Origin of the sequence: Thalassotalea mangrovi (genome assembly GCF_005116735.1) — a bacterium.
GTDB lineage: Bacteria > Pseudomonadota > Gammaproteobacteria > Enterobacterales > Alteromonadaceae > Thalassotalea_A > Thalassotalea_A mangrovi.
Map to the genome: position 1 here is coordinate 1 of NZ_SWDB01000013.1, position 11,018 is coordinate 11,018.

Consider the following 11,018-nt stretch of genomic DNA (forward strand, 5'->3'; position numbering starts at 1 on the left):
GATTTATTTTAATAGACCGTTCTTAACTGGAACTGGTTACGAGATAGAGGTCAAGGGCTGGAATGAGCGATAAGCGGTCGTAGGAAAATATATAAATGGATGATTTTATTAACCAAGCTTTGATTCATAATTCTACGGACTACTCTGACAAAAAAAGTGTATATAAAGCGAATCGAGCGGCAGATAAGATGCGCGAGATAGCTAAGTCAGTTTGCTGTGAGGAAGAAGTGAAGAAGTTTATTGAATCTTTAAATCATCCGGTCGCTGGAAAATGGATAGCATTTACATTTGCTGATAACCCGATTTTAACTAGTTCTCAAAAGGCTAAGTGCGTTAAGAAAATTAGAACCATTGCTTCAGGCAATGACGCTGACGCTATTGGAGCTGAAATGTGGTTGTCCGAGCGCGGCTTATAGGCAGCTTAGAGCGATCAAGAGACGCTGAATTCGAAACGAAAAGCATCCACAACGAAGGAAATAATGTGAAAATAGCAATATTGATATTCTCGTTAATCTTTTCTAGCACATTAGCTGCAAACCAACAGGATTTAGCAAAAGCTGCTAATAATAATCCCTTTTTAAATGGATCATTTAATCCTGCTTATATTGGACAATTAACTGGTATCGCTGGTGAAGTTGTCGATATCTTGAATACCACAGACAACAGATTGCTATACAAATTAAATTTAAATATTGATGGCATTAATCCGGTTTGGGTTGCAAGTATTGCAGCCATACCTGGTGACCCGCTTGCGCTGGGTGACGGGATCATATTCAAAGGCTACATATCTTCAGCATCAGAATTATCTCCTGAAATTGTAAAACGCATAAAGGTAGAAACAGTAATGCTAGCATTGGTCGCCGAGCGTCCTTAACGAATTACTGATATCAAATAATCGAGGCTGTAACGAGCGATTTAGAGTCATTCAATTTATAGATTTGATGTGCTGTTGAGAATTCATGAATGAACCAATTATTCGGTAATGACATTTTAAAAATTGAAGCGCCGCAAGACAGAAAAGAGCTATTGTTTGTTGTTCGAGACGATGAGGATAGCGATTTTGTGTCTACGAATATACGTTTTTTTAATTCTGACAACTCACCAATTCAAATTGATTTTTCACTATTAGATATTGGATTGATTTACGACCCAGATACTGACACTACAAGCTTCGGTGAGTTTGAATACGTAAAGCGAATTGAAAACGGATTCGAAGTTTTTGGTGATTTTGGCATCATCTGGGTTTATTGTGATTCAAGTTTGCCTAAACTCTGAAGGACGCAGGGTAACGTCGTGAGCGGCTGGTGTGAGCGATAAGCAGAAGCTAAAGGAGTAACTATTTTTGAAATTCATAAAATATTTTATTGCAGGCTTATCTTTAGGTTTTGTAGTCCTTTCCATTGCTTTTTGGCTCCACTTCACTTCTCAAACTTTTATCGTTTTCAATAATGCTAATGAAACTATAGATGTCACTGCATATTGGCGAGACACTCAAAAACAACTAGATAAAATAAAACCAAATCAGATAATTAGATTCAATGTTGATGATGAAGCATCAATGAAGTTTAAGGTAATGCTTAGTAATGGTAAGCAACTTGAAAGTGAGGAAATATATTTCACGCAAGGAATGGATGATATTGAGGTAACCGTCACTAATGATGATATTCGCCTTAAGTATGCATTTGAAAATGAACGGCAGTAAGTGGCACAAAGCGGTCATTAACTTACGTCCTGTTCGAAACACACCATACTAGTCGCGCACAAAATGTTCGAACTGCGTAAACCATAACTTAACTACATTCCTGCATATTATTCCTCGCAGGAAGTGTGTTTTCCTGCGATAGGACGGTATCTTCTGTTTGAAGCAACTCCTGCAAGGTATTGCAGAGTTCAGTGCAAATATCTGGTAGAAAAATAGTGAGTGGCTAGGAGAGAATGAATCAAATCCTGCAATACCTCGCAGGCTGGGTGCCTCTATGGTTTTTTAGCTAATAATGAAAGGAGCCTGTTTCTGCGAGTCCTCGCAGCTTTCCGGTTATATTAAAAATTGCCGTTGAATAGATTCGAGCAATTTTGGGTGTGAATTTGCTTTGGGGGTAGGTCATTTTCTCATATTCATATCGTTCCCGGTGGCGCTTGTTAAAATGTGCTTAAATGAATTAGAGATAAAAACATACCGTCATGATTATTTGTGTTGATATCTATTAGCACAGCACCCGTCTTTAAAATTTTGAATATACGTAACATGAATTAGGAACTCAGCTCAGACTGTACCCGCAAGGCGCAGTATAACCCTCGTAAAAGGCATGGGGTCAAATAGGGGCCATTCTGTAAGTTATTATAAGTATTATTCTGTTAAACTCTTTGAGGTCATTGGGGTAAAGTGCTGGTTTTATAACTGGTTAGAAGGAATCATTAAATCGAAGTCTTCAGGCTTTAAAATGCCGTTCTAATTTAGAGGCCCATAAAAATAGCGCCGCATGGCGCTATTTTTTTGTCTGAAATATTGGGATACCAAATAGATACCGGGAGTTACGCGCAACCTTAGGTTTTAAGCTTGGGCATTTCCCCGCATACCCGGTAATCAATACATCGTTCGATTGGCAACATTTTTGCTCGCATAAGTAGGTTTTGCAGGAAAAAAACAGCGTCAACCAATTAGAATTTTTCAATCTTAACTCGAAATCTCCACTATATGTCATACCCTTATATTAATGCTCCGGGAAGCGCGAAGTATGCTAAAAGAAATTCTAAGTGCGCCTAACAAGGATTGTATCCACAAGAGTACGTTTTAACTTTCACTAAAGTTAATCATTTAACAATAAGAGTCACCCCAATGCGTATGGAACAAATATCAAACCTTAAGCGCTATAGCTTTAATGTCGTTAAAAGCCTGCTTAGCCAATATGGCTTTACACTGCAGCGCTACCATTTCAAATTTCTGTTTAGTAGCAGCAACGGACTATATCTTTTTGATCAGGGTAGAATATATAAACTGCTGTCGGGAAACTACTTTGGCGTCACTCAACTCCCGGATAATCGCTATCTGGCTGTCAGCTATGTGCAAAATGGCACAAAAGATGAGCGCAGTCTGGCATTGACGTTCAGACTGGATGGTAACCAAGCCTGTGACCAGCAGCCGTTTGAGTTTGTTAGCGATAATAATGAAACTGTGGTGCCTGTCAGAGTGCACCAAATTGTCTGTTTCAACCAAAAGCTTTGGGTTACCAATACCCGACAAAACATTGTTTGGCGTTGCGATCTCACAGGACGCATCGAAAAGGAATTTATATATTCACGCAAATTTGATTATCAAAAGGGAAATCCTGCTACCGATTTTGTCCGTATTACGGCTCGCAATAGCGCCGATTATCATCATTTCAATTCGATCCATATCGATGAGCATTACTTGTACTTACTCGCCCATAATTCAGCTGGAGTCGATAAAAGTAAAAGTAGCTTTTATCTAAAACTTGATCATGACTTTAATGTTATTGCCCGCACCGATAATGTCGGTAAGGCCTGTCATAATCTAGTGCCTTGTGAACAGGGTTTTTACATATGTGATTCTGGCAATGGCCAGCTGGTACATCCAACCCTGCCTAAAGTTCAACTGGGATACTTTTTGCGCGGCCTGGCATTAATTGATGAGCATTTGATTGTTGGTGGAACCGTTTCATGTGACGACCCTGAATTACGTGGCAATGGTGACAGTCGCCTGTTTTTTATCCCGAAAGGCAACTCTTTTGCTACTGTGTCAGTATCCCTGGGCAGAACCGGGGATTTGCACGATATTTTGGCGATCTAATGAAAACAATTTCAGTACTTGAAACCATATCGAGCAAACATTTAGTATTTGCTTAGCCTTGGATTTGCAATTGAAGATGCAACAATTGCATAGGTTTGTTTATGCGATTCAATACATTGATAACAACTATGCTGATACTTATGATATAGGTCTGAGGTGGTTGGCTATTTCTCTTCAAGGAAAGAAATAGCCAAAATTTAATCGTTAATCTTTGCCGGATAACAGAGAGTCGAGCTTTTTCAATTTCTCTTTGATTTGTTTTTCGGAATCTTTTAGCTCTTTCGCTAGCTTTTCCTCACTGTCCTGAAGCGTTTCGGATAAGCTTTCTTTTGAGGTATCTACGTCTACTTTTGACAAGTCGACATGTTGTTCTACCGCTTCCTGGACAGATTTGAGTTGTTCTTCAACCTGGGCTTTTGACTCAGCAATGGTTTGGTTGACTTTCTGTTCGGCATCTTCCAGTGCTTTTTCCAGTTTTTCCTGTGAGTCAATCAATTTCTGCTCATAGCTGCTATCAGTTTTTGTCTTTTGCGCATCGTCACTGGCACTTTCTGGCTTGGACGGCTCACTACATGCAATCAGAAACACTGTTAAGGTAAGGGGAAATAATAGTCTCATGATAAGAGGCCCTGAATTTATGTTTTGTCATTGAAATAACAGTTACGATAACACAATCATATCGGATAGCCTATGTAGCCGGCTATGTTCTGATACAAAATCGTAAATGTCGGTGGTGTTTGGTTTAATGACTATAGCGCTGTGGGTTAGTATTTGATGAGTTATTGATAGGCTTTGAGTAATCCCTTGGCAATACGGGTAGAGAATATGTTCCAGACATTGGCGACATACCTGTAACTATATAGGCAACATTGGCGATATATCTATATCTATAAAGGCAACTTATATACGAATAAGCCGTCGCCAATACGTTCCAGACATTGACGACATACCTATATCCATGTAGCACCCATGCACCAGACCATCCATGTGGTGCAGGGTACTTACTTCCCTGTAAGCAAAAAAAAAGCCCGCTAAAAAGCGGGCCAACAAATAGTTGATAGAAGGAAGTTAAATAAATCCAGGAACATGTATTGCAAACAATGGATGTTCATAAGATGGTGCGCATTTTAGTGGCGAATCCGGGTTTCGGCAAACTAGAAAAATTATTTTTTCGCATTAGATTTTTTAATGGAAAGGTTAGAGAGTAGGTTTGCGTTATTTTGTTGTTTTCTCTCTAGGCCTTTAAAACTGTAATCAAATGTAACATGGTTGAAAATAAAGACTTAAAAAAAGTAATTGGTTTAATTTAAAACAAGGATCTTTAGCTTTTTTTTAGGATCATTTCCGGCAAAGCGGTAAAAACGAATGCACTAGAAAAATTATACGTGGCTTGTGGCCAGGAAAAAAAACTCCTGATTCCGGCGGTTATTCCCTTGAGTGTAGGCTTTGTAATGGCTTAATATAGGTCAAATTGAAAGGGACAAAAAGAATAATGTGCTAATGGCTGAACGAGTAAACACAGCAATAAGTTTTGATTATCAGCTCAGAGTCTTTTATGAAGATACTGACGCGGGTGGTATTGTCTATTACGCCAATTATTTGAAGTTCGCTGAGCGTGCCAGAACCGAGTGGTTACGCGCGCTTGGCATTTCCCAGTCATATTTTCTGGAACAAAACCTGGGTTTTGTAGTCAGACGAGTCGAGATGGATAACAAGGCATCGGCCAGGCTTGATGACCTGTTGACCATCTCAACAACCATTAAACAATTAAAAAAGGCCAGCTTGACGTTTGAGCAGGCGATAAAAAATCAGGATGGAACCTTGCTGTGCCAATTGACCGTCCTTGTCGCCAGCGTTAATTTGCAACGTGCCAAACCTTGCGCTATTCCCGAGCAAATATTAGGAGCATTAACCAATGCACTCTGAATTATCTTTTATCGATTTATTTCTGCAGGCCAGTGTCCTCGTCAAATCCGTGATGCTTTGCCTGCTTGGCTTTTCCATTGCATCATGGACCATGATCATTCAACGCTCAAAAGCGTTAAACAAGGCCAAAGTACAGGTTCAGCAGTTTGAAGATAAGTTCTGGTCGGGCGCAGATTTATCGCGCCTTTATAAAGAAATTAGTGGCCGCGGAAACCCGAATGGTATCGAAAGCCTGTTTATCGCCGGATTTAAAGAATTTGCTCGTATTCGCAAGTCGCCGGAATCCAACTCGCAAGCGGTTGTTGATGGTACGCACCGGGCAATGCGTGTAGCACTATCGAGAGAAGTAGATACCTTAGAAACCCATTTATCCTTCCTCGCAACCGTAGGTTCTATCAGTCCATACATTGGATTGTTTGGTACGGTATGGGGGATCATGAATTCCTTTATCGCCCTTGGTGCGGTGCAACAAGCCACGCTGGCAATGGTTGCTCCGGGGATTGCAGAAGCGCTGATAGCAACCGCTATGGGTCTGTTTGCAGCGATTCCAGCGGTTATGGCATTTAACCGTTTCTCCCATAGTGTTGAGAAGCTGGAAAATAGCTATGGCAACTTTATGGAAGAGTTCTCCAGCATCTTGCAACGTCAGGCGATGACACCGCGCAGCGCCTAGGCGCCAAGGAGCTAAACCATGTACGTTAGAGCCAAACGAAAACGCGTCGCGGAAATCAATGTTGTTCCTTATATCGATGTGATGTTGGTGTTGTTGATCATCTTTATGGTGACCGCGCCGCTAATCACTCAAGGCGTCAAAGTGGATTTACCTCAAGCCGATGCCGAGCCTTTAGATCAGGATTCAAAAACGCCTCTGGTGGCCAGCGTCGATATCAATGGTAATTTTTACCTGAATGTTGGTGACAGTAAAACCGAGCCGCTTGAACCGGAAGAGCTGGCCACGTTAGTCGTCGCCCATTTAAAGGTTGAACCGGATACACCCGTAGTGGTCAATGGTGACGGCAATGTTCCCTATAACTCAATTATTCAACTGATGGTGTTATTGCAAAAAGCCGGTGTGCCGTCAGTGGGATTGATGACAGATTCGGTGGAGAATTAACAGACCATGTTCGCAGTAATAAAAAAACTGATTGGCGGTATTGTTAATTTCTTCATGGGCATTTTTACATACCTGCCAGAGGGTAAGACGCCAAAGCAGACATACTCTATTGCGTTGTCAGTGGCACTGCTATTACATATTGGTCTGGGAGCAGCATTGTTAATGAATGCTGATTTTTCACCAGCCCCGGTGGCAACGCCAAAACCCATCATGCCAGTGATAGATGCTGTCGTTGTCGATCAAAGCAAACTTCAGCAGCAGGTTGATAAGCTTGAGCAGCAAAAAGCCGCGGCAAAAGAGCGTGAAGATAAGCGCATTAAAGAATTGGAACGGCGTGCGGCCGAAGCGCAGAAAAAGCGCCAGGCTGAAGCGGAGCGGATAAAACGCCTGGAACAAGAGCGACAACGCAAGGAAGTGGAAAAACGCAAAGCAGACGATGCCGCAAAAACGGCCAAGGCTAAGGCTGCGGCGGAAGAAAAAGCACGACGTCAGAAGGAAGAAGAGCGTAAGCGAGCAGAAAAAGCTGCCGCTGATGCGAAAGCCAAACGCTTAAAAGAAGAGGAAGCCGCGAAAAAAGCTGAACAAGAGCGTAAGCAACGTGAAGCAGAAGAGCGTCGTCGTAAAAAAGAAGCGGCGGAGCGTGCCGAGCAGCAACGAATGCTTGAGCAACAAATGGCGGAAGAAATGGAACGACGTCAGCAGGCTCGTAGTCAGCAAGTACTTACCGAAGTACAAAAATATACAGCTTTGATCGTGCAAACCATTGAACGTAACTTTATCATGGATGAAAATACCATGAAGAATAAGTCCTGCGATTTGAAAATAAAGTTAGCATCCTCGGGTTTCGTAATCAGTGTGACGCCGATTACTGGGGATCAAATCGTTTGTCAGGAAGCAGTTAAAGCTGTGACTAAAGCAGGTACGTTACCGGTATCGAAAGATCCGGAAGTATTTAAGCAAATGTCAGAAATCAATTTGAAATATACACCGCAATTTTAATTGACCTGATCACTTATTCAATGAAAAATAACCGACAATAGATTGGAAAATAAGAAGTATTATGTTTAAAAAGAGTCTGTTTATCTTAATCTTTTTCTCCCTGGGCTTAAATAAAGCCTGGGCAGCACTGGATATCGTCATAACCGGTGGTATTGACAGTGCCCGCCCGATTGCCGTGTTACCGTTTAAATACACCGGGGCAACCCCGTTACCTGAAAATATCACCAAAGTGGTTAGTGACGATTTGTTGCGTAGCGGTAAATTTAACCCTATCAGCCAGGTGAACATGCCGCAGGTGCCGGCGACCATCGCTGATATTGATTACCAGGCATGGGCCGATATCGGGGTTGAAGCGATCGTGATGGGCACCATTGAAGAGGCGGGTATCGATCAGTACCTGGTATCATTCCAGCTTGTTGATGTAGTACGTGGACAATTAATGGGCGCCGATCAGCGCGCTATCCAAAACGGCCGACTGGTTGCTTCCAGCGATCATATCTTGATTGACTCGAAGCCAACCCAGTACATTCCGACGAAACTATTTCGACCGAAAGCACATCAGATTTCCGACAGCGTTTACGAGAAGCTGACCGGTGTGCGCGGTGCATTCCAGACCCGCATTGCTTATATTATCGTTCGTGACAGCGGCGACCGTCCTTATCAGTTGGTCATGGCCGATTACGATGGTTACAACGAGCAGGTGCTGTTGAGCTCACGTGAGCCGCTGATGTCACCAAGCTGGTCACCTGATGGTCGTAAATTAGCGTACGTTACGTTTGAAGATCGTCAGGCACAAATTTATATTCAGGATATCTATACCGCCAAGCGTGAAGTATTGAGTAGCTTTAAAGGCATCAACGGTGCGCCGCGCTGGTCGCCTGATGGCCAGCAGATGGCAATGGTATTATCGAAAGATGGTAATCCTGAAATCTATGTAATGAATCTTGCAACAAAGAAATTACGCCGTGTTACCCGTCACCGTGCAATTGACACCGAGCCAAATTGGACTCCGGATGGAAATTCTCTGATTTTTACATCAGAACGGGGTGGTAAAGCGCAGCTATATCGAGTAAATTTGTCTGATGGTAAAGTGAGAAGGCTAACTTTTGACGGTGAAATGAACCTGGGAGGTTCTGTAACACCTGACGGACGTCAACTGGTCATGGTTAACCGTACACAAGGACAATACCATCTTGCGAAGCAAGAATTAGGCTCAAATGCCTTTCAGGTTTTAACCAAAACCCGATTGGATGAGTCGCCCAGTATTGCCCCCAATGGTGGCATGATAATCTATAGTACTTTGCACCATAATCGGCAGGTTTTGGGCTTGGTTTCCTTAGATGGTCGATTTAAAGCACGCTTGCCCGCCCTAAACGGACAGGTTAAATCGCCAGCATGGTCACCATTTTTATAATAAAAAATTAGTTAACTCATTATTATTCAAATTATTAAGGAATTAAAATGCGCTTTAATAAAGTAGTAAAAGGTATGGCAGTTGCGTTGCCATTAATGGCTCTTGCCGCGTGTAGCTCAACTGATCAAATCGATGAAGCAGAAGCACAGCGTCAGGCGAAAGCTCAAGCTGAAGCTCAGGCACAAGCAGAGCGTGAAGCATCAGAAGCGGCAGCAGCAGCGGAAGCTGCTCGTCTTGAAGCTATTGAAGAACAGAAAAAGCAACAGCTTATCAGCGATAATACCATTTACTTCGACTTCGATACCTCAAAACTAAGCTCTTCAGTATTAGCGACTCTTGACGCTCACGCTGAGTTCTTAGCAGCTAACGGTAATGCCAAAGTTGTTATCGAAGGTCACGCAGATGAGCGCGGTACTCCTGAGTACAACATCGCTCTTGGCGAGCGTCGTGCACAGGCTGTACAAAAGTATCTTGAAAATGCCGGCGTTGCTCCTTCTCAAATCGAAACCGTAAGCTACGGTGAAGAGAAGCCAGCAGTAAACACTCGCACAGAAGATGCATTTGCTAAAAACCGTCGTGCGGTTCTAGTTTACTAATAACGTTTTTTAAAAGGACGTTAAATGAAATCGTATAAACTTTTATTAGGTTTAGCGGTTACTGCCAGTGCCCCTTCGGCACTGGCTGCACAACCCGCTCCTGTCCTCGATATTAACCAACCTGTGGCTGCCAGCCAGTCGGTTGCAACTAACAATGTTGCTAACGACGACGTTGAAGCTCTCAAACGTGCCATCCAAACCCGTAATCGTGCGCTTAACGATATGCAGCTGCAAATTGATGACTTGCAGAATGAAGTTAGTCAACTACGCGGGCTAACGGAGGAGCAGGCATACACCATTAATCAAATTCTGCAACGTCAACGCGAACTCTACCAGGAACTGGATCGGGTGGCGTCGATGAAAAGTGGCCCTTCACAGCCGGTAGCGTCAAATACCAATACGGGTGTGAATTATTCGGCAAACCTGTCAGAAAACGAATCTTATGATCGCGCTGTTAATCTCGTGCTGAAAGAGAAGAAGTACGATCAGGCCATTGAAGAATTTAAGGCGTTTACACGTAAGTATCCGAACTCGTCGTATGCGGCTAATGCCCATTACTGGTTAGGTCAGTTGTTGTTTAACAAGGGCCAGCTGAAAGAGGCGGAAGCGGAATTTACTATCGTGATTGATAATCACCAGGATTCCAATAAGCGCAGCGATGCAATGCTCAAGCAGGGCATGGTAGCGCAAAAACAAAATAACCTGGATAAAGCGCGACAAATGTATCGTCGGGTGATCAGCGAGTATGCAAATTCTTCCGCGGCACAACTGGCGCAAACGCGCTTAAATAGTATCAGCAACTAATTCAGGTCTAATCTTTTCGGTGTCAACCGTTGATAAGATGCTCTATCTGCTGGGTTTTTGTGCAAACAAATGGCTTTTTCGAAAAAAAACAAATTTGTTGTTGCACTAAAAATTAATATGAGTATCATATGCCCCGCGTTGAGGCACAAGGCCTTAAGCAGCACAAAGTGGGTCGTTAGCTCAGTTGGTAGAGCAGTTGGCTTTTAACCAATTTGTCGAAGGTTCAAATCCTTCACGACCCACCACTTCTTCCTCAGAAGTACAATTTGAAAAACTTGATAAGGGTCGTTAGCTCAGTTGGTAGAGCAGTTGGCTTTTAACCAATTTGTCGAAGGTTCAAATCCTTCACGACCCACC

Annotated in this window: 13 protein-coding genes and 2 tRNA genes; 14 read left to right on the forward strand and 1 reads right to left on the reverse strand. The window is 42.7% G+C overall.

All coding sequences use genetic code 11. The features are described from left to right. Nucleotides 1-95 precede the first annotated feature (95 nt). The 5 genes from E8M12_RS06950 (at nucleotide 96) to E8M12_RS06970 (ending at nucleotide 3,808) form a co-directional block, all read left to right on the forward strand. The gene (locus tag E8M12_RS06950; protein ID WP_136735379.1) at nucleotides 96-416 is read left to right on the forward strand and encodes a hypothetical protein; all 321 of its coding nucleotides are present in this window, start codon (nucleotides 96-98) and stop codon (nucleotides 414-416) included. 65 nt (nucleotides 417-481) lie between these two features. After that, entirely contained in the window at nucleotides 482-874 is a 393-nt protein-coding gene (locus E8M12_RS06955) for a hypothetical protein (protein WP_136735380.1), read from the forward strand. Nucleotides 875-963: 89 nt separating this feature from the next. Further along, nucleotides 964-1,275, forward strand: a complete 312-nt coding sequence (locus E8M12_RS06960) for a hypothetical protein (protein ID WP_136735381.1) — start codon at nucleotides 964-966, stop codon at nucleotides 1,273-1,275. A 67-nt stretch (nucleotides 1,276-1,342) separates the two neighbouring features. After that, nucleotides 1,343-1,702 carry a hypothetical protein gene (locus E8M12_RS06965; protein WP_136735382.1) on the forward strand — a complete coding sequence of 120 codons (360 nt, stop codon included), beginning with the start codon at nucleotides 1,343-1,345 and terminating at the stop codon, nucleotides 1,700-1,702. A gap of 1,134 nt (nucleotides 1,703-2,836) precedes the next feature. Next, nucleotides 2,837-3,808 (forward strand): hypothetical protein, encoded by a 972-nt coding sequence (locus tag E8M12_RS06970; RefSeq protein WP_211245002.1) that lies wholly within the window; start codon nucleotides 2,837-2,839, stop codon nucleotides 3,806-3,808. 204 nt (nucleotides 3,809-4,012) lie between these two features. Here E8M12_RS06970 and E8M12_RS06975 read toward each other — a convergent pair whose 3' ends face one another. Then, nucleotides 4,013-4,426, reverse strand: coding sequence for a hypothetical protein (locus E8M12_RS06975; protein ID WP_136735384.1), 414 nt, complete (start codon nucleotides 4,424-4,426; stop codon nucleotides 4,013-4,015). Between the two features lie 882 nt (nucleotides 4,427-5,308). Between E8M12_RS06975 and ybgC the strand changes: the two genes are divergently transcribed. From ybgC to E8M12_RS07020, 9 genes are all read left to right on the forward strand, one after another. Beyond that, nucleotides 5,309-5,734, forward strand: coding sequence for a tol-pal system-associated acyl-CoA thioesterase (ybgC, locus tag E8M12_RS06980; RefSeq protein WP_136735385.1), 426 nt, complete (start codon nucleotides 5,309-5,311; stop codon nucleotides 5,732-5,734). Next, nucleotides 5,724-6,407, forward strand: coding sequence for a protein TolQ (tolQ, locus tag E8M12_RS06985; protein WP_136735386.1), 684 nt, complete (start codon nucleotides 5,724-5,726; stop codon nucleotides 6,405-6,407). Before ybgC ends, tolQ begins: the two co-directional genes overlap by 11 nt. Before the next feature lie 18 nt (nucleotides 6,408-6,425). After that, nucleotides 6,426-6,848 (forward strand): protein TolR, encoded by a 423-nt coding sequence (tolR, locus tag E8M12_RS06990; protein ID WP_136735387.1) that lies wholly within the window; start codon nucleotides 6,426-6,428, stop codon nucleotides 6,846-6,848. A 6-nt stretch (nucleotides 6,849-6,854) separates the two neighbouring features. Beyond that, complete coding sequence (gene tolA, locus E8M12_RS06995) at nucleotides 6,855-7,847, forward strand: cell envelope integrity protein TolA (RefSeq protein ID WP_246034043.1); 993 nt, start codon at nucleotides 6,855-6,857, stop codon at nucleotides 7,845-7,847. Nucleotides 7,848-7,908: 61 nt separating this feature from the next. Beyond that, nucleotides 7,909-9,261, forward strand: coding sequence for a Tol-Pal system beta propeller repeat protein TolB (tolB, locus tag E8M12_RS07000; RefSeq protein WP_136735388.1), 1,353 nt, complete (start codon nucleotides 7,909-7,911; stop codon nucleotides 9,259-9,261). 47 nt (nucleotides 9,262-9,308) lie between these two features. Continuing rightward, on the forward strand, nucleotides 9,309-9,857 hold the full coding sequence (gene pal, locus E8M12_RS07005) for a peptidoglycan-associated lipoprotein Pal (protein WP_136735389.1): 549 nt from the start codon (nucleotides 9,309-9,311) through the stop codon (nucleotides 9,855-9,857). Nucleotides 9,858-9,881: 24 nt separating this feature from the next. Continuing rightward, complete coding sequence (gene ybgF / locus E8M12_RS07010; protein WP_136735390.1) at nucleotides 9,882-10,661, forward strand: tol-pal system protein YbgF; 780 nt, start codon at nucleotides 9,882-9,884, stop codon at nucleotides 10,659-10,661. Between the two features lie 169 nt (nucleotides 10,662-10,830). Then, nucleotides 10,831-10,906: transfer RNA gene (locus E8M12_RS07015), tRNA-Lys, on the forward strand. A gap of 37 nt (nucleotides 10,907-10,943) precedes the next feature. Next, a tRNA-Lys gene (locus E8M12_RS07020) sits at nucleotides 10,944-11,016 on the forward strand. Nucleotides 11,017-11,018: the final 2 nt, after the last annotated feature.

Coding starts and splice junctions, on each gene's coding strand:
- tolA (WP_246034043.1), top strand. CDS start 6,855: ATGTTCGCAGTAATAAAAAAACTGATTGGCGGTATTGTTAATTTCTTC.
- tolB (WP_136735388.1), top strand. CDS start 7,909: ATGTTTAAAAAGAGTCTGTTTATCTTAATCTTTTTCTCCCTGGGCTTA.
- E8M12_RS06950 (WP_136735379.1), top strand. CDS start 96: ATGGATGATTTTATTAACCAAGCTTTGATTCATAATTCTACGGACTAC.
- ybgF (WP_136735390.1), top strand. CDS start 9,882: ATGAAATCGTATAAACTTTTATTAGGTTTAGCGGTTACTGCCAGTGCC.
- tolQ (WP_136735386.1), top strand. CDS start 5,724: ATGCACTCTGAATTATCTTTTATCGATTTATTTCTGCAGGCCAGTGTC.
- E8M12_RS06975 (WP_136735384.1), bottom strand. CDS start 4,426: ATGAGACTATTATTTCCCCTTACCTTAACAGTGTTTCTGATTGCATGT.
- ybgC (WP_136735385.1), top strand. CDS start 5,309: ATGGCTGAACGAGTAAACACAGCAATAAGTTTTGATTATCAGCTCAGA.
- pal (WP_136735389.1), top strand. CDS start 9,309: ATGCGCTTTAATAAAGTAGTAAAAGGTATGGCAGTTGCGTTGCCATTA.
- E8M12_RS06960 (WP_136735381.1), top strand. CDS start 964: ATGAACCAATTATTCGGTAATGACATTTTAAAAATTGAAGCGCCGCAA.
- tolR (WP_136735387.1), top strand. CDS start 6,426: ATGTACGTTAGAGCCAAACGAAAACGCGTCGCGGAAATCAATGTTGTT.
- E8M12_RS06970 (WP_211245002.1), top strand. CDS start 2,837: ATGCGTATGGAACAAATATCAAACCTTAAGCGCTATAGCTTTAATGTC.